This window comes from Desulfitibacter alkalitolerans DSM 16504 (genome assembly GCF_000620305.1).
GTDB lineage: Bacteria > Bacillota > DSM-16504 > Desulfitibacterales > Desulfitibacteraceae > Desulfitibacter > Desulfitibacter alkalitolerans.
Window position 1 is genome coordinate 214,249 of sequence record NZ_KK211102.1, and the last position, 18,330, is coordinate 232,578.

Sequence of the window (18,330 nt, forward strand, 5' to 3'; positions counted from 1 at the left end):
CTATCAGTCCAAAAGGCTAACTAAACTAGAAAAAAATGTTCTAAACAGGTTTGGAAAATACATTTAAATAAAGCCCTCTGTCTTGTTTCAAACAAAGGGCCCTAGGCTATTTAATTATCTTTACAGTATTCTTCTACAGCTTTAACAATTGCTCTTAAGTTTTCATTTGGAGTTCGTAATGGAATTGCACACTCTGGAGAAATCATTTCTATTCCTGCCTCGCAATTCTTGTATACTTCTCTACGTACATCTTCTGGCGTACCCTTATATAAAACTGTAGGATTATTGATACTTCCCGTTAGACTTATTCTGCCATCAATTATTTTTTTTGCTTCAGTTGGATTAACTTTTGAATCAAAATGGAAACATTTAAATCCTGCTTTTGCAATATGATCAAGCCTATCTGTAGTATTTCCACATATATGAAGGATAGTTGGACCATTTATTAGTTTATTGATCTCCTGATGCACTGGTAAAAGAAAATCTTTATAACAATCTCCGCTAACCAAATCACCTGTAGCATGGTCAGCCAGTGTTACAACATCAGCCCCTGCTTCAAATTGAGCATTAGCAAACATTATAGTTACAGCCTTCAATTTTTGCAAAAACCCCCGTACTTTTTCAGGGTCTAGGATAGTGTTTATTAAAAATGATTGGACTCCATGTAAGTGGTATGATAATGTCCAAGGCCCCATTACTTTGCCTACTAAACATAAATTATCCCCATAGTATTTTTTTAGTATTCTCAATGATTCTATAACCGTATGAATTGGAGGCCTTTCAAGAAAATCACTAGGTATAACTATCTGGCTAGGGTCCTCATATAGATTTTCTAAGACATCGGGCATTGAATCAACTTCGCCCCATCTCATTTTTGCTCCAAATGCCGCAGCTTCTTGTTGTACACTAAAGTAAGGAGCAATTGTATCAAACCCAAGCAATTCAAAACCTGTTGCAGAAAGGGTAGCCATTTTTTCCGGGTCTAAATGTGCATCAGGAAAAAAAGCACCACATTGCTCCATTGATTCAACAGTTGCCACTGAAGTAGGGTTGCCAACAGGAATGCGGTCAACTGGTTCCCTATTAAGTGCTTTTAAAACACGTTCTTTAGGCTTCATAGAATACATATTTAATCTTCCTTTCATTATGTTACAAAATTTACGCTAATTTTAAAAAACGTCTGATAAACATAGAATAACAATTTTAAACAAACATTGAAAGTATTAAAACACTAATAATACCTGTTATCCCCATTACAAGAGTTGTAGCGGTAACCGCCCAGTAACCTTCAGTTATGCTCATACCTGAAAACTTGGTCACTACCCAGAAGTAACTACCATTAGCATGAACTACTGTTACAGCTCCCGCACCAATTGCAAGAACAGCTAATTCAGGTGAAATACCCAAAGATGGTAACATAGGGGCTAATATTGCAGCAGTTGTTGTAATTGCAACTGTTGCCGAACCCTGTGCAGTAAGAATAAATGCCGCTATTAAAAATGGTAGAAGAACACCTGGTATTCCCCAAGCAGAAATAACTCCTCCCAGATATTCACCTACGCCCGTCATAGCTAGAACTCTACCAAAAGATCCTGCTGCTCCTGTCACCATTAAAATAACAGTTGCACGTTCAAGAGCACGGCCTACCCACTGATCTCGAACTTCTTCTGTATTAGGCGCCATTGTAAAAGCTATACCTGTACCTATAAGTAAAGCAATAGCTGGATGACCAATAAACGCAAGCAGCCCTCTTATAGAAGAATCATCGGCTAATAATTGATTGGCAAACGATTGAGCTATAATTAATACTATTGGTACAACTATTGGCACATAAGACATAAAAGTAGATGGTGTTTTAACTTTACTTTCCTCAGTTGTTGGCTGTGCAACATCATCTTCAGTAATAAATCTTGGAAACTTATTTCGAATAAATTTTGAATTTGCCCACATAACTGCAACCAGAATAGTAGGAATAGAAACTATAATACCATAAAGGACAACCTTGCCTAAATCAGCACCTAGTATACCCGCTGCTGCAATTGGTCCCGGGGTTGGCGGTACAAACACGTGAGTTGTTAATAGTCCAGCCATTAAAGCTGCTGATAACGTCATTACAGGAACTTTACCAACTCTTGAAATTGCTCTAAAAATTGGTGAAAGAATAACAAAGCCAGAATCACAAAAAACTGGAACTGAAACTATTCCACCTGTTATCCCCATTGCAAGCGGACTACGATTTTTACCTACTACTCTTAAAACAGATTTAGCAATCTTTTCAGAAGCACCAGTAGATTCTAGAATCTCACCAATAATAACCCCTAAAGCAATGACTATACCAATATAAGTCATTAACCCTCCAAATCCTTGGGTTACAGCATTGACAACTTCTAAAGGAGAATGTCCTGTCAAAAGCCCCATAAGTATAGATGTAATAATTAGGGCTAAAAAAGCATGTAGTCTAACTTTAGAAACTAAAAGTATAAGAAATAAAATCATCACAACAATTATAGCTAATAGTAATGGGCCACTCATAAATAATTCCTCCTATTTAATAATTTTTTGTTTATTAAATTTAAACTAGTCCTTACTAAAAATCACCACCTTCTTGAAAATAAATCATTAAGTAAAATAGTATTATTCATATTTTTCTATAAACTTTTATTTCTTTTAATATTTAAAAAAGCCTATGAACATAATGCACCCATATTACCTAATAAATTCTAGAAAAAGTGTGCAATAATGATACTTATTTGTTACCTCAATGTTTAATATATTTTAGAATGTTGTTACATGAGTTCCTAAAAAGGATGGGAACCGTCAACATCTTACAGCTTAAATTAATATGAAAGAAGCAATCCATGGGGGATTTATAAAGCAAAAAATATCCCCACTAACTGTCCTGTTAGCAGGGATATAAAGAGGAGGAGTGTTTGTTATTTAAATACTTTTCTTACATTGCTATAATCACCCATAGTAGCCTGATAAATATCATTGGTATTAATCTCAATAGGTTCAAACAAAGCACCTGACAGTATGATTTCTCCAGCTTTCAAAGACAAATTAAATTCAGCCATCTTGTTTGCCAACCAGGCTACAGCTAAAGCGGGCTGACCTAAAACAGCAGCACCAGTTCCAAATTTGCATATTTTACCGTTTTTTTCTAATACAACTCCGAGATACTTTAAGTTAACAAAGTTTATGGGGATGATATTCTCTCCAAGTGCTATCTTGGCAGCACATACATTATCAGCAATTATATCCATAATATTGCCCTTCCATCCAACATACCTGCTGTCAACTATTTCAAAGGCTGGAAATATTCCTTCTGCAGCCTGGAGCACATGTGAAATGGTAATCCCCGGTCCCCTTAAATCTTTTTTTAGTAAAAATGCCATTTCCACTTCCAATTTGGGCCTAATTAATTCTGTCATGTCAATATAGGCTTCTTCAGAAGCATTCATTGAATTGAACAGGTAGCCAAAAACCGGCCCGTTAAAACCCAGCTTTTCCTGTGCCTTTCTATTAGTCAATCCAACTTTTTTACCTATTACTATTTCCCCTTCAGCTACCTTCCTTTTTACATTATTAAATTGAATACCATATGCTTCATTTATTCCAATATTGGAGCAAACTATTGATATAGGCTCAATGAATTGGTGATTTTTTTCAGCATAATAGATCTTGTCTGAAATTTTTTTAATTGTTTTTTCCATTTTTCTTCAGCCTTTTTTAATTTCTTATTTAAAATTTTTTTGTAAACATACACCGTTTTCATAATATATTAACCGTTAATCCATTTTTCCCATTAAAAATGCCATGTTCAATTTATATCACGGAAACAATACTGATGGCAGCCAAAGAACTAGTTGAGGGAACAAAATAATAAGGATAAGACCTAAAATTTGCAAAGCCACAAAGGGTATGGCAGCACGATAAAGATCCGTTATTTTTATATTTGGTGGTGCTACCCCCTTTAAATAGAATAAAGCAGGACCAAAAGGTGGTGTTAAATATGCCATTTGCATATTCACAGCAAAAACAACACCAAACCATAAAGGATCAAACCCTAGCTTCACAATAACAGGTATTAATAGTGGGCCAGTCAGCATAAGTATCCCAATCCAATCAAGGAAAAAGCCCATGACAAAAAATAATACCTGTAATGAAATAAATATGCCCCATTCGCCTAATGGTATGGAATTAATTAAGCCCTCCAAAAATCTAGCACCACCTGCTCGTGTGTAAACAGCAATAAGAGCAGTGGCACCAAAAATTATCCACATTATCATTGCTGAGACTCGAACGGTTTGCAAAGCAGATTCTTTTAACATCTTGAAATCCAACTTCCTACGTATTAAAGCTACTATTAGAGCTCCAAAGCTCCCAACACCCGCCGCCTCTGTTGGTGTTGCAATTCCAAAAAAAATGCTTCCCATTACAGCAATTACTAAAAATATTGGTGCAATAAGGACTTTAAGAAGTGCTATTTTTTGCTTCATGGATGGTCTGGGTTCTCCACTGCTTAAAGCAGTTGGTCCCATATTAGGATTTAAGTAGCATCTTACTATAATGTATAAAATATATAATAAGGCAAGTAAAAGTCCTGGTACTAAAGCTCCAGCAAAAAGCCTTCCTACAGATACACCAGCAACCATAGAATATACAATAAACAGAATGCTTGGAGGAATTAAAACACCAAGAGACCCTGCCGCAACAATCGTCCCTGTGGACAAATTCTTGTCATATCCCCTTTTTAACATTTGTGGCAGGGCTACTAATCCCATTAATACTATTCCAGCACCAATAATTCCAACCATTGCTGCAATTATTGCACAAGCCACTACAGTTGCAATGGCTAATCCGCCCCGTAAGGAGCCTAACCATGTATAGAGACCTTCAAATAGCTCTTCTGCAACACCTATTCTTTCTAAAACAGATGCCATGAATATGAACATGGGAGCAGCAACAAAAGTATAGCTTCCCATTTGTTCAAATACTCTCATTAATATTAACGGGAAAAAACTTGGCCCCCACATGAATAGAGTAACTATGGTAGCAAGGCCTCCTGCTGCAAAAGCCATGGGCAATCCGGCCATTAATAAGCCTACAAATGAAATTATTATTACTATTGTCAATAATTCTATACTCACACTACCTCTCTCCTTCCTGTCCATTACCTTTAGGGTCTTGTGTTAAGAGATGCATATCTCGTATTAGCTTTACTATCCCTTGAAGTAAAAGCAAGGTAGCCCCTATAGGCAGGGCAAATTTGAAAGGGTATAGGGTTAAGCCCCATGCCGATCCGGTTGTTTCATTCATAAGATATGACTTCCATGCCCACTGGTATCCTCCCCACATTAATGCTAGGCAAAATAAAACAAATACGGGAAAGGTAATTATGGCAAGTATCTGCCTATTTTTTGGAGATAGCCTTTGCGTAACTGCTTCAACATTAACATGAGCATTGTGCAATAAAGCATATCCGGCAGATAGGGCATATACTGCAGCTAATGGATAAATTGTCAATTCGAAAACTACAGGAATAGGATTTTTAAACACGTACCGCATAACCACACCATAGGTAATTATAAATACAGCCGCAACTACAACAACGGCCATTAGTCTCCCCAGCCACTCATTAATTAGATCAACAATGTGCAATATGGATTTCACCACACTCATCTCCTTATAGTTAAACTAGGAGGGAAATATATTACTTTCCCTCCTATAAACTAAATACCGGGCAAAATATCGATTTTATTCAAGTCTATTCAGGCAGCGTACCAATCAACCTCATGTACTCTTCCAATTCTTTAACTAATCTGGCGGCTAGTTCGCTTTGATTAGCATATGAACGCCATAGATCCATAGCAATTAACTGTGCTTCTCTTAAATCTTCATCGGCCCACATGATATGCTCATTACCTGCAGCTACATATTGTTTAACTGCTTTGTAATCTTCCAATAAAGCGCCATATTCATGGTTCCAAGAAAATTCCCTTAATGCAGCCTCAAAAATAGCCTTGAGTTCATCTGATAGTGCATTCCAAGAATCCTTATTTACTGCAACATAAATAGTAGCTGTATTCTGGTGGGGTGAAGGCCATATAAGATATTTTGCTACTTCATGGTATCCTGCTGAGAAATTACCTGCTGGAGTAACCCATTCTCCTGCATCCACCACTCCTCTATCTAAAGCTGAGTAAACTTCTGCTGGTGGCAATACAACTGGTGCCGCACCCATTGCTTGGAAGAAATCTGCAGTTATACCTGGCGGTGTTCTTACTGATAAACCTCTAAAATCACTAACATTTCTAATTGGCTTGGTTGAGTGAAGGCTCTCTTGCTGCCAATATGTTACTCCAGGAATATATAGATTGTACTCACCATAGGCCTCTCTCATAATATCTATAACACCATAATCATAGAACCATGATGTAACCTGCCAACCCTCTGTAAGAGACATTGGAGGTGGAGCAAAAAGGTTAAAACCTACATCTCTACCTGACCACACTCCTGGCCAATCCATAGTCATATCTAATACTCCTTGTCCTGTTACTTCAGTTGATTCCCAATGGGGTACTACTGCGTCCCTTGGATGTACTTCTATTTCAAGCCGCCCACCGGATAATTCATATACCCTGTCGGCAAAATCAAGTACATACTGATGGTGTGGATGTAGCCCCGACCAGGTCCATGATTGAAAGTCCCACTTGTGCTTTTCAGTGGCCACTGGTGCCGCATTATCTCCCCCTGAAGTTTGTTTTGCATCGCCAGAGCCGCAAGCTGCCGCAAAAATAGCCAGCACCATAACCAAGACCAGGATCAACAGATTCTTTCTCACATCATTACCTCCTCAATTCATTTTATTATTCATTCGCCTATAATTTTTAACCCCTAAACTTAAAACTGCACCTCCTTGCATATTGGTTTTCTTACTCACTCAATTTTTTATACATTTTAGAACTTATGCACTTTACACCAATCCTATTTACTACTCAACTGTAATAGGATACCTGCCATATTTTTTTACAGCCTTGCCTAAAGCCAGCGCATTTTCAGGTAATACGTAGGATGCAAGGGAGTTTGCGCTGCTAACAATATAGCCTCCCTTTGGCCCAATGGTTCTAATGCGTTCTTTTACTTCTGCATCAGTTTCTTCTGGAGTTCCTCGAGTTAGTGTATAATCTAAATCTATATTTCCTACTATACAGACCTTGCTGCCATAGTCAGCTTTCATCCTGCCAATGTCCATTGCTGATGGCTGTATAGGGTGTATGCCATTCATGCCCAGGGTAAGAAGCTCATCTAATACTGGAAAAAGGTTTCCATCACTGTGGAAAATCCAGGGCTTTTTAATCTCGTCTGCAGCAATTTTCATATATGGCAGGAAAAACTCGCGAAACATGGATGGTGAAAACCAGGGACTCTTATTGTCAGCAATATCATCTGCAGCCCAGAAAAAGTCAAAGTCCATCTCATTTAAATACTTAACCACCTGGGCAGTCCATTCTGAATATCTTCTATGGACTTCTTTTACCAAGCTTGGATTATCATATATCATATAACAAAGCTCTTCAAAACCGATACTGTTAATAACTGGTGCAGGTCCTATTCTAATGCGGGCAAAAACTGCATAATCTTTTTTATACTTTGCTATCCAATTGGCAACCTTTTCATACCTCCTTTGATCATGAGGGTCAGGGAGGTACTCGTCCATTAGTGATAATGAGCTTTCATCCCTTATCAAACCTTTTTTAATAAAATTTCTACCCCCCACACCATGTTCCATTTCTGCTATCCATGGTGGTATAAAGTCAAAGGTTATCTTTTGAGGGTTATGGTATCCTTCATGTGATGTGCCACTTTTTATTACTTCCCCTGCCTCTGCAATCCCCCCTGAAGGGTATTCGTAGCCAAAAGCATCCAGGCCTAAAAGCTCACATAATTCATCTGGTGTGAAATCATCCCTCCCCATTAATTTCACCTGAAGTACTTCATCAATTGCACTTTCTGCGAAGGGAACTTGATCAGGTTCTTTTAATTTTAAAGCGGTCATAACACGTTCTCTAGAAGTCATTGAGGTTTTCATTACTATCCCACCTTTAATTGTTTCCTGAATTGTTGTATAATTTATTATATTTTAAATATTAATAGTTGAAAATGTAGCCATATTTGACATTGGTGTAGTTTTTTTTACTTTTTTGCAGTATATGATAAGATATATTAAAGCTTTGACGTTTAAGTATAAAAGGGAGTTTTGGTATGAAACATGAAATGACATCTAAAGAAAGAATAATGACAGCTCTGTTAGGCAAAGAGCTGCCGGACCGTGTGCCCTGGTTTGAAATGGAAATCGCTCTAGAATTTCAAGAAAAATTAATGGGAAAAAAATCTTATACACCTGAAGAGTTTGCCTTGAAAATGGGAGTTGATGCTATAGGTTCAACCCTTCCCTGTGTTGAATTGAATTTTTTTCCTCCTACATTGGCTCCAAAACTCACATATAATGGCACAAGCACCCATGGAGAGGGCATACTAAAATCTAGAGATTACCTTCATCTATTGCAGTTGCCTGAACCTGCTGCAGCATTTAAATATCTGCAGATAAAAGAATGGCTGAATAGTACCAGCCGCAACCTGGCTGTTTATGCCAAATTAAGGTTTGGGTGTATCTCAACCATTCTTAGCATGGGTTTAGAGAACTTTGCGTTAGCATTACATTATGACATTAGTTTTATTGAGGAAGTATTTTATAAATACAGCAGCTGGTGCGAAAAAATTATTGATATTATTAATGAATTGCCCTTTGATTTTTATATTGTTGCGGAAGATTTGGGTTTCAGCAAGGGACCATTTATGTCCCCTGGGACCTTTAAAAAAATGTTTCTGCCTACCTTCAGTAGGCTTGCCGGTAAACTCAATAAACCCTGGGTCCTTCATAGTGATGGGAATATCCTTCCCCTTTTAGATGACCTGCTCACATTAGGCTTTTCAGGCCTTCACCCTATAGACCCTAGCTGTATGGACCTGGCCTTCATGAAGAAAAAATATGGGTCTGAAATATGCTTGATTGGAAATGTGGACATACGCCATACATTAACAAGTGGAACACTGGAAGAAGTAGAACAAGAAGTTTATGAAAAGATAACGCTGGCAGCCCCTGGTGGCAGGTATATATTAAGCAGTGCCAACTCCATAACAAATTACTGTAAACTAGAAAATGTATTAGCAATGGGTCAGGCGGTAAAAAAATATGGAAAATACTAATTATGAAAAAATAATCAACGCCATCTGCCAGGGCAGCATTGAGCTTACAGTTGCCTTGCTAGAAGAGCACATAAACAGCAGCGAATCTGTTAATGCAACTGAGATAATTTCTCAAGTATTTATACCTGCAATGGAAAGAATTGATGTCTTATTTGAACAAGGTAGTCTTTTTATAACCGATGTAATAATAAGCTCAAAGGCCATACAAGAAGGCTTCAAAAAGCTTAAAGCCATGGATAAAACTAAATTTGCCACTCCATATGCCAGAGTGGTCATAGGAACAATAGAAGGGGATATCCATGACATTGGCAAAAACATTATGAAAATGGTACTTGAGGCATCTGGGTTTGATGCAATAGATTTGGGAGTTGACGTTTCCCCTAAAAAGTTTTTGGAAGCGGCAACCTTTTACAAGCCTGATGTGGTTTGCATTTCAGCCTTGCTCTCAAGCTGTAAAGATAAAATTTCAGAAACAGTTAAAACATTCCAAGAGGCTGGAATTAGTGACACTAGAATAATTGTAGGTGGTGCTCCCTTTACCAGACAGGTAGCAGAAGATGTTAATGTTGATGGTTATGCTACAGATGCCTTTGATGGCATCAAGCTCATTAAATCATTGGTTGAAAAAAAATTATGTACTGCCAGCACCTATTCTCATGAAGTAAACTTAACTAATCTAGATGGGTTTTGTAAAACTATTTCCCAATTACTTGGAATAGAGATAGCTCTTCACCATAACCACATGGATACAAGAGACTATCACAAGATTTCAAACTTAAAGCTTGATAATTATTTAGACTATTTAGACCAGGGGATTATAAATCTAGGCTATGTAAATTCTTGTGACAATGGATATGCAGAGCTTATTATACCAGTATTTTTCAAAGAAGAGCTGCTTTCATATATTGTTGCAGGTCATTTTGAATTAGAAATGAGCAAAAATACAGCTGCGGCCCCTTGCCTGCTCAATGGCTCCAGCAAGGCAGAAATTACCATTGAAAAGATTAGCAACCTAAACAGTATTATCAACATACTTAAAGAGCTTATATCAGCCAAGGCAGAGAAACTACTAATCAATACCCAGGTAAATAATTACTACAAGTATTTACACAGCTTTGTACAAAAACAATCCCAATTAGAATTGCTGGCTAAGGATGCAGAGTTAAAAGCTTTACAGGCCCAGGTCAATCCACACTTTTTATTTAATACATTAAATACAATAGCTAATGTAGCCCTTTTTGAAAAGGCTAGTAAAACTCACCAACTATTAAATGCAATAGCAAAACTTCTCAGGTATACCTTACAGAGCGTTGCAAATATTGTGACAATTAATGATGAGGTAAAAATAATCAATTCTTATCTGTTTATTCAATCCTTTCGTTACAACGATAGATTACAATATAATATTGGCCTGGATGATAGCATAAAACATGCAAAGATTCCCTGCATGATTATTCAACCCCTTGTAGAAAATGCCATTATTCATGGCGTCGAACCTTTAAAAATAGGGGGGCGAGTGGATATAATAATCCAGCTGGTTAATGACTATATAAACATATTCATAAAGGATACTGGAGTGGGTATCCCTTCAAATAAAATTGAAGAAATCAACAGGTTAAAAATTGATAAGACAGGGACAAGCCAGGTCACTGGCCTGGGAATTGATAATGTTTATAGAAGACTTGTTCAGTTTTTTGGTTCTGAATGCAGCCTTGAAATTAAGAAAAATGAACCAAAAGGTACTTGTATTAAAATAGTGCTTCCGTTTATAGAATGATTCCGGGAGGTCATAAGCTCATGAAAATACTAATCGTGGATGATGAATCACTAGAAAGGAAAGCCTTAAGATATAAAATCAATTCTCTTCTAAGCAACGACGTTTCCTTTCAGGAAGCTTCCACTGGTTTAGATGCTATTAATATAGCAAATACATTTTCCCCTGACATATGTTTTATTGACATAAGAATGCCTGAAATGACAGGCCTGGAGGCTGCTCCACAAATATTGAAGTCATGTCCTAAAACGTCAATAGTAATTATTTCTGCATATGATGAGTTTATATATGCTCAGGAAGCAATAAGATTTGGTGCAAAAAATTATCTTTTAAAACCTGTTGAAACTGGTGAACTAAAACAGGTTATAGCTGACTATAAAAAAGGTAATGAAGAGCAGACAAGCTACAGCAAAATTCAAGAGGATTTAAACCATGCATCCATTAAAGTAGCCATTAAATATATTGAGGCTAACTTTAATAGAGACATCTCCATGAAAGAAGTATCAGGAAAGGTTTATTTAAATCCCAGCTATTTCAGCAGGCTTTTCAAGCAGGAAACTAATCAAACTTTTAGTGAGTTCCTTGCTGATACTCGTATTAGAGAGGCCAAGAGACTCTTAATTGATACTAGTTATTCCGTTAATTTAATAGCAGAGCTAATTGGATACAAAGATGCCAAGTACTTTACACAGATCTTTAAACAAAAAACCGGTATTACACCCAGTCAGCACCGACAAAATTCTTTAATTATAGGTAATAGATAAACGGTAAAACATAAAAGCATAACCTTGCCGCTGTTGTCGCTGGGGCAGGGTTATGCTTTAAGTTTAGATTGGCAAAACAAATTAGACTACTGCCTTCAGCTTATCTCCCAGCCTTTGATCCAAAATCTTGTGAATTCTTGCTTTTACCATGGAATAGTTATACTGGTCTGCAGGAGATAGGGGCTGCTTGGGTCTACCCATGTTAAATCCCCGCACATCAAGGGCAGCTTTAAAACCTATGGGAAAGGGCAGGGCAAACATTGCCCTTATCAGGTTAAGAACAGAAAACTGCAGCTGCTGGGCAAGGTCATGATCCCTTTGCTTCCAGGCTTCATAGATGCCTGACATGATTTCAGGAACTATACCAACAGTAGCAGACATGGTTCCCTTTGCTCCAGCCATTAATCCTGCAAGAAACATTTCTTCTCGGCCTATTAGGATATTAAGGTCTTCACCTGCAATTTTTATTTTATCCATGAAGTGCATTAAATCAACCATGCTGCCGCTGCTGTCTTTCATGCCTACTATGTTGTCCATTCTGCTCAGCCTTTTTACCACGTCATAGCTTATGGGCTGTGCAAATAGGGGTATGTTATATAATACTATTGGAAAGTCTGGTACTGCTTTTGCCAGCTGGGTATAATGTTCTTCCATTATTTCCTGGGAAGAGGGAAAGTAATAGGGAGGTGCGACAACTACTGATTGGCACCCTATGGCTTTTGCTGCCTTGGTTAGTTCTATACATTTGCCTGCACAGCTTTCTGCTGTGCCTGGCACTACCGGCACCCGGCCTTTTGCTTCGTCTACTATGATTTCCATTACTTTGACCTTTTCTGCAAAGCTCATATGGATGAATTCTCCACAGCTGCCCAGGGGAAATAGTCCGCTTACTCTGCTGTCTATGAGCCAGCTGACATATTTTCTCAGCTCTTCTTCGTTTACGTTTCCATTATCATCAAAGGGTGTTACCATTGCCGGGTATATGCCCTCTGGTTTGAAAAATTTGTCTTTAGTGTTCAAGTTTAACCGCCTCCCATTATAGGAATTAGGGCCAATACGTCTCCGTCTGCTAGTTGTTTGTTTTCTATGGGTGTTTTTAGTGTTCTCCCATTTAGCATCAGGGCAAATCTGTTATTTTCCAGGTTTGTGCGCAACGGCCAGTTAATTTTTTCTTCTATTTGTTTTAAGCTTTCTGTTAGGTCTTTTTCTACCTGCAGTTCCAGTTCTTTTACGCCTATTTCGTTGGCTGCCATGGCAAAGAATTTGATTTTTATGTTAGCTTTATTCATTAGTCATCAGCTCTAATTCTTGTAATTTTTCTGGTGTGGGTCTTCCCTGTCTATCCCAGCCTCTAATGAGGTAGTATTCTGCCAGCATTTCTGTCAGTGGCACTGTGTGACCTTTTGAGGGTCCTTCCTGTAAGGCTTCTTTTATAAGGCGTGGCGGCAGGTTATCATCTGCTGCTGTAATCCCTTCTCTTAGGTTAAAGAGCCGGGTCAGATTGTTTATTCTTTCCCCTATTTTTATGAGCTTTTGGGCTGATGAAAAGTTATTTTGTCCTGTAAGGGTGTAAAGCAGGTCCGTTATCTGGTTTGGTCCTAGTGCAAATATGGCAAAGAGGCAGATGCCAAGGCTGTCTATTACTGTAAACCAATCTTGCTCGTTTTTTACTAGTTCTGCTTTGAATTCGCTGGATAAGGGGTCTATCCTCTGGTTGCTGCTTAAAAGTTCTGTTTTTACTGGAAAGGCACTTAAATGGCAGCCTCCTCTATCACTTGTGGCATAGGCCAGGCCCATGCCAAAGGCTCCACGTGGGTCATAGGCTGGTAATTCCAGGCCTTTTACATGCATTGCAAAGTGTTGGCTTTCTGGGCCTATTTCTTTAGATGCTCTTTTTACTCCTTGTCCCAGGATCTTTCCAAAGCCTTCTTTTTTTCCTATTAGATGTATTAAGTTAATAATTGCCTCATCATTTCCAAAGCTCAGGTTAAAGTCTATTTGTTCTTTTTTTATCAGGCCTTTTTCGTAGCATTCCATGGCAAAGCCTATGGCATTGCCTGCGGAAATTGAGTCTATGCCATAGTAGTCACACAGGTATTCTGCATGGACTACTGCCCCCATGTCACTGTTGCCGCACTGGGCTCCAAAGGACCATACGTTTTCGTATTCTGGACCTTCCACAAATTTATCTTTGTATTTTCCTGTTTTAACTGTGGAGTATTTTGAGCAGGCGATGGGACATGCAAAGCATGATCTGTCTTTGTCATAGATTTCTTTTGCAAGATAGTGTTCATCTACTTCTTCTGCTCCAGGATAGGTTCCTCCTTGAAAGTTTTTTGCCGGCAGTGCGCCTCCTTCTCGGATATAGGAGTAAATGCCGCTTGTGCCGTATTTTGGTCGTGAGCCTCCTGTATCTGGATTTATTGCTATTTCGTTTTTTGCCTCCCTGTTTGCTATCATAAATTCATGGTAGTTATGGATTTCTATTGGGTTGCTGCCTGAAACTGCTATGGCTTTTAGGTTCTTTGAGCCCAATACGGCTCCTGCTCCTCCCCTGCCGTAGGCCCTGCCTTCTGCTATGACGGCTGCCATCAGGACCTGTTTTTCTCCTGCTTCTCCAATGCTTGCTGCTTTGTATTCTTTGCCGTGTTTGTTTTTTAGCCATGTATTGGTACTCAATGCATCTGTTCCCCAGAGGTGGCTGCAGTCTTTGATATGTATCTGGTTGTTGTTTATTAGAATATATACTGGCTTGTCTGCTTTGCCTGTGATTTTTACCAGGTCATATCCTGCTGCTTTAAGTTCTGGGCCGAAGGTTCCCCCACAGTTAGAATCCAGCCAGATGCCTGTTAAGGGGCTTTTGGTTATGATTACTGATCTTGAGCTTGCTGGTGCCAGGGTTCCTGTTAATGGCCCCGTGGCAAAGATTATAATGTTTTCTGGTGATAGGGGGTCACAGTTAGATGGTAATTGGTCATATAGTATTTTTGCTCCAAAGCCTTTGGCCCCTAGATAATTTTCTATCAGGGCCTGTGGTAGCTCTTCAATTCTATGGGTCCTGTTTGTCAGGTCTATTGTTAGTATCCTGCCTGCGTATCCTGGGGTTTTTGTCATCTTGCTTCACCTGCCTTTGTTAGGGCCTTTGTTGGGCACCAGTTTATGCATTGATATGCTCCGTTGCATCTGTCACAAAAAAGTGGGTATTGTCCGTCTGTTGGCAGTTCTCCAAAGGGACAGGCTGTACTGCAGTCCAGGCAGCCTGTGCAGGCTTCTTGTTTAAATGCCAGGTTGTTGTCTCCATCCAGGTCCAGGGCATTTTCCTGGCATACTTTGATACAGGGCTTTGCTCCACAGTTTCTGCAGACTTCTACTTTGCCTGTCTGGGGCCAGTCATCTCGATAGCGGATTCTGGCTTTTTTTGTGTTTATTTTTCCTTCATGTTCCATTGAGCATATGACTTCACATATGCTGCAGCCTACACATTTGTCTTTGCTGAATTTTAGCAAGCTAGCACCTCCTACTATTTCTGTAAAAGTTATTATCTTTGTTTTTGTTAATTTAAGGATATAGTTTATCACCAACATACCCTAGTCTTTTGGATATTTCTAGAGCTGTTTTTGTTACTAATAAGCTATAAGAATTTAATGTGTTCTCATAGTTAGTAGCTAAAGCAGCTATGCTTATGGCAGCTATGGGCTCCATGTGACTATTGTAAATGGGTGCAGCGACACAGCAGACATCCACTTCACTTTCTCTCATATCAATGGAAAAGCCCCTTTTTCTGGTTTCCGCCAGGTCTTCAAGAAGAGAGCTAAAGCGAGTAATAGAAAACTCTGTTCTTGCAAGTAATTGACCACCTCCAGTTATCTCTTTAACCCTGTCTTCAGGGTAGGCAGCTAACAAGGCCTTTCCCAGGCCAGTACAATGCATGGGGTACCTGGATCCTAGCACTGCAGTAGTCCTTATAAGTCTAGGACCCTCCACTTTATCAAGGTATACCACATCTCCATTGTCTTCTACAGCCAAAAATACTGTTTCCCCTGATGTTAAACTCATTTTTTCCAGTAGAGGCCTTGACTCTGTATGGAGATCAGCCTTGGACAGGTAAGCTGCTCCAGCTTCAAAGGTTTTTATGCCAATTTTATAATTTTTAAGATTTTTGTCGTGTACCTGTAAATACTGCTTGTGAACTAGTGTATAGACAAGCTCAAATGTGCTGCTTTTAGGTATCCCCAGGGCTTTACTTATTTCTGTAATTGTCAATGGCCCTTCTGCCCTGGCTAGTAAACTCAAAACATCTAAGGCACGCATTGCAGATTTGTTAAGTTTTTCTACCATAACAACTCTCCTGTTCGCTATTTCGAATTTGGTTCGCTATTTAGAATAATAATTCTCCTCTTGCAAAAATAATCCTGCTTGTGAATTGCACTTTTTTCAAAAAAGATTTGAATATAAAACAAAACTTGGCTTGCGCCAGTAGTTCTAGCATTTTAATGCGTAGAAATACCAGTCCTTTAGGGCGCCAAGTCCTTGACGTCGGTGGAAGCCTTAGTCTTTGTGAATACTATCTACCTTGTGGAACTTATATTTTCTGATAGTGTAAGATAAACCCAGACTAAGTTCATCTGGGTTCATCTTTATAAAAAAACTCCATCTTATATAAGACTGGGCAGCCATGTAATGATCTGTGGGAATAAAGCAAGTATGACTAAAGCAATTAATTGAATCAATAGAAAGGGGAATGTAGCTTTATACAGCTCCATGGTTGGTACATCAGGCGGGGAAACCCCTTTTAAATAAAAAACAGCATAAGCAAATGGTGGAGATATATAAGACGCTTGAATCATCACAGCAAACATTATTCCAAACCAGATGGGGTCAAAACCAAGAGAATAAACTAATGGTGTAAATATAGGTACTCCAATTAGCAGAACACCATAAGAATCAATGAACATGCCCATTATCAGAATAATGAACAGTATTATACTCAGTATGGCCCATCTATTCATATCTAATCCCAGCATGAGCTCTGAGATTAATCTACCACCACCCAGTCCCAGGAAAACCGCTGTAAACATTGATGCACATAGTATTATCCACATGATCATAGCAGTTGTTTTCATGGTAACAAAGCAGCTTTCCTTAATCATATTCCAGCTTAACTTTCTATGAAACAAGGCTATAATTGCTGCACCTAATGCACCAATAGCCGCAGCTTCTGTTGGAGTTGCAAGACCGAATAGAATTGAGCCCAGGACTGCCAATATCAGGCCTAGTGTAGGTGCTATTGACTTAATAGTCATCATTAGTTTTTGTGAAGCATTATATTTATCGGCTTCCTGTTGGGGTATTGCAGGACCATAGTTAGGATTAATAGCACACCTGATGGCAATGTAAGCAATATACATAAAGGCAAGCAATAGGCCTGCTCCAATACCACCGGCAAATAATTTAGCTATGGAAATCTGTGCCTGGGCACCATATATTATTAAAATAATACTTGGAGGAATTAATGTCCCCAAACATCCCGAAGACATAACAGAGCCTGCTGCCAGTCTAAGATTATACTTATGCTTTAGCATTGTAGGCATAGCCAGCATACCCATTACTGTAATTGAAGCTCCTATTATACCTGTGGAAGCAGCAAGGAGTGTACATATTACAACTGTAGTAATTGCTAGTCCTCCCTTGAGTTTACCAAGAACTATATACATGGATTCAAACAAGTCATCGGCAGCTCCTGACCTCTCTAAAATTGCGCCCATGAAAATGAAAAGTGGAATAGCAACATAAGCAATGCTGGTTGCAAGATTAGAAAGGGTTCTTATAAACATATTAAGGACCCCCATATTCCCCCATAAGGTCACACCAAAAATAATTGCTAAACCTCCCAGGGTAAAAGAAAGTGGATGTCCCAGCAGCAGAACTAATAAAAAGACAGAAAAGACAATTAAGATTATACTTATGTCCATTATATTCGTTCTCCTTTAACAATAAATATTAAATCTCTAAGCCACTTTGCAAAACCCTGCAGCAGCAGCATTATAAATCCTATAGCAAATAGTATTTTTAACGGCCAAAAAGGCGGTGCCCACAATGTATAAGTTCTTTCATTCACCGAGATTGAATACAATGCATGAAGAGTTCCCTTGTATGTCATTACTATTGCAAAAACAAAAAATATACAAGTAAACAATATAAGGTCAAGCCAGGCCTTTTGCTTGGGAGTCAATCTATGATAAATTACATCTGTTCTTACATGCCCATCATTTTTTAGCACCCATGCTCCTCCCATAACAAAGTGAGCTCCATACAGCAGCATGACCAATTCCCAGTTCCATATGGTTGGCGCCTCAAGTACATATCTCCTAAAAACCTCTATAACCTGGAGAATAACCATTAATATTACGATAAAACTAAATGCTTTTCCAACGTTTTCACTAATTTTGTCAATGCTGGACAACACCTTGGCTAATGCATTTAGCATTTTTATTCACACCTCTTTCTCCAAAGGATTTATTA

General features: G+C 38.6%; 17 protein-coding genes. 3 read left to right on the forward strand and 14 right to left on the reverse strand.

Translation table 11 applies throughout. The annotated features are described in order from the left end of the window. Positions 1–110 precede the first annotated feature (110 nt). The 7 genes from K364_RS0115270 to K364_RS0115300 all read right to left on the reverse strand — a co-directional run bounded on the left by K364_RS0115270 (position 111) and on the right by K364_RS0115300 (position 8,092). The gene (locus K364_RS0115270; RefSeq protein WP_051534127.1) at positions 111–1,127 is read right to left on the reverse strand and encodes an MtaA/CmuA family methyltransferase; all 1,017 of its coding nucleotides are present in this window, start codon (positions 1,125–1,127) and stop codon (positions 111–113) included. 76 nt (positions 1,128–1,203) lie between these two features. Next, the gene (locus K364_RS0115275) at positions 1,204–2,532 is read right to left on the reverse strand and encodes a GntP family permease (RefSeq protein WP_028308738.1); all 1,329 of its coding nucleotides are present in this window, start codon (positions 2,530–2,532) and stop codon (positions 1,204–1,206) included. Between the two features lie 401 nt (positions 2,533–2,933). Next, complete coding sequence (locus tag K364_RS0115280; protein WP_028308739.1) at positions 2,934–3,713, reverse strand: 2-keto-4-pentenoate hydratase; 780 nt, start codon at positions 3,711–3,713, stop codon at positions 2,934–2,936. A 117-nt stretch (positions 3,714–3,830) separates the two neighbouring features. Continuing rightward, on the reverse strand, positions 3,831–5,150 hold the full coding sequence (locus K364_RS0115285) for a TRAP transporter large permease (protein ID WP_028308740.1): 1,320 nt from the start codon (positions 5,148–5,150) through the stop codon (positions 3,831–3,833). 1 nt (position 5,151) lies between these two features. Next, a complete protein-coding gene (locus tag K364_RS0115290) occupies positions 5,152–5,673 on the reverse strand; it encodes a TRAP transporter small permease subunit (RefSeq protein ID WP_028308741.1) in 522 nt (173 codons plus the stop codon). Positions 5,674–5,767: 94 nt separating this feature from the next. Next, the gene (gene dctP, locus K364_RS0115295; RefSeq protein WP_028308742.1) at positions 5,768–6,844 is read right to left on the reverse strand and encodes a TRAP transporter substrate-binding protein DctP; all 1,077 of its coding nucleotides are present in this window, start codon (positions 6,842–6,844) and stop codon (positions 5,768–5,770) included. A gap of 150 nt (positions 6,845–6,994) precedes the next feature. Next, positions 6,995–8,092, reverse strand: a complete 1,098-nt coding sequence (locus K364_RS0115300; RefSeq protein WP_028308743.1) for a uroporphyrinogen decarboxylase family protein — start codon at positions 8,090–8,092, stop codon at positions 6,995–6,997. Positions 8,093–8,265: 173 nt separating this feature from the next. Between K364_RS0115300 and K364_RS0115305 the strand changes: the two genes are divergently transcribed. The 3 genes from K364_RS0115305 to K364_RS24410 are packed head-to-tail and all read left to right on the forward strand — an operon-like array spanning position 8,266 to position 11,808. After that, positions 8,266–9,270: a uroporphyrinogen decarboxylase family protein gene (locus tag K364_RS0115305; RefSeq protein ID WP_028308744.1), complete on the forward strand. Its 1,005-nt coding sequence runs from the start codon at positions 8,266–8,268 to the stop codon at positions 9,268–9,270. Continuing rightward, positions 9,257–11,047 carry a histidine kinase gene (locus tag K364_RS25795; RefSeq protein ID WP_051534128.1) on the forward strand — a complete coding sequence of 597 codons (1,791 nt, stop codon included), beginning with the start codon at positions 9,257–9,259 and terminating at the stop codon, positions 11,045–11,047. Before K364_RS0115305 ends, K364_RS25795 begins: the two co-directional genes overlap by 14 nt. Before the next feature lie 20 nt (positions 11,048–11,067). Beyond that, complete coding sequence (locus K364_RS24410; protein ID WP_035269691.1) at positions 11,068–11,808, forward strand: response regulator transcription factor; 741 nt, start codon at positions 11,068–11,070, stop codon at positions 11,806–11,808. A gap of 81 nt (positions 11,809–11,889) precedes the next feature. Here the strand turns inward: K364_RS24410 and K364_RS24415 are convergent, their stop codons facing one another. The 7 genes from K364_RS24415 to K364_RS0115350 all read right to left on the reverse strand — a co-directional run bounded on the left by K364_RS24415 (position 11,890) and on the right by K364_RS0115350 (position 18,295). After that, positions 11,890–12,828: a dihydrodipicolinate synthase family protein gene (locus tag K364_RS24415; protein WP_051534129.1), complete on the reverse strand. Its 939-nt coding sequence runs from the start codon at positions 12,826–12,828 to the stop codon at positions 11,890–11,892. Positions 12,829–12,830: 2 nt separating this feature from the next. Continuing rightward, entirely contained in the window at positions 12,831–13,097 is a 267-nt protein-coding gene (locus K364_RS0115325) for a MoaD/ThiS family protein (RefSeq protein WP_028308745.1), read from the reverse strand. Next, a complete protein-coding gene (locus tag K364_RS0115330) occupies positions 13,090–14,922 on the reverse strand; it encodes an aldehyde ferredoxin oxidoreductase family protein (RefSeq protein ID WP_028308746.1) in 1,833 nt (610 codons plus the stop codon). Before K364_RS0115330 ends, K364_RS0115325 begins: the two co-directional genes overlap by 8 nt. After that, positions 14,919–15,314 carry a 4Fe-4S dicluster domain-containing protein gene (locus K364_RS25800; protein WP_169734761.1) on the reverse strand — a complete coding sequence of 132 codons (396 nt, stop codon included), beginning with the start codon at positions 15,312–15,314 and terminating at the stop codon, positions 14,919–14,921. The genes K364_RS0115330 and K364_RS25800 overlap by 4 nt, the downstream gene beginning before the upstream one ends. A gap of 52 nt (positions 15,315–15,366) precedes the next feature. Then, positions 15,367–16,146: an IclR family transcriptional regulator gene (locus K364_RS0115340; protein WP_035269695.1), complete on the reverse strand. Its 780-nt coding sequence runs from the start codon at positions 16,144–16,146 to the stop codon at positions 15,367–15,369. Positions 16,147–16,463: 317 nt separating this feature from the next. Further along, positions 16,464–17,780, reverse strand: coding sequence for a TRAP transporter large permease (locus K364_RS0115345; protein WP_028308749.1), 1,317 nt, complete (start codon positions 17,778–17,780; stop codon positions 16,464–16,466). Continuing rightward, positions 17,780–18,295 (reverse strand): TRAP transporter small permease subunit, encoded by a 516-nt coding sequence (locus K364_RS0115350; RefSeq protein ID WP_028308750.1) that lies wholly within the window; start codon positions 18,293–18,295, stop codon positions 17,780–17,782. Before K364_RS0115350 ends, K364_RS0115345 begins: the two co-directional genes overlap by 1 nt. Between the last annotated feature and the right edge of the window lie 35 nt (positions 18,296–18,330).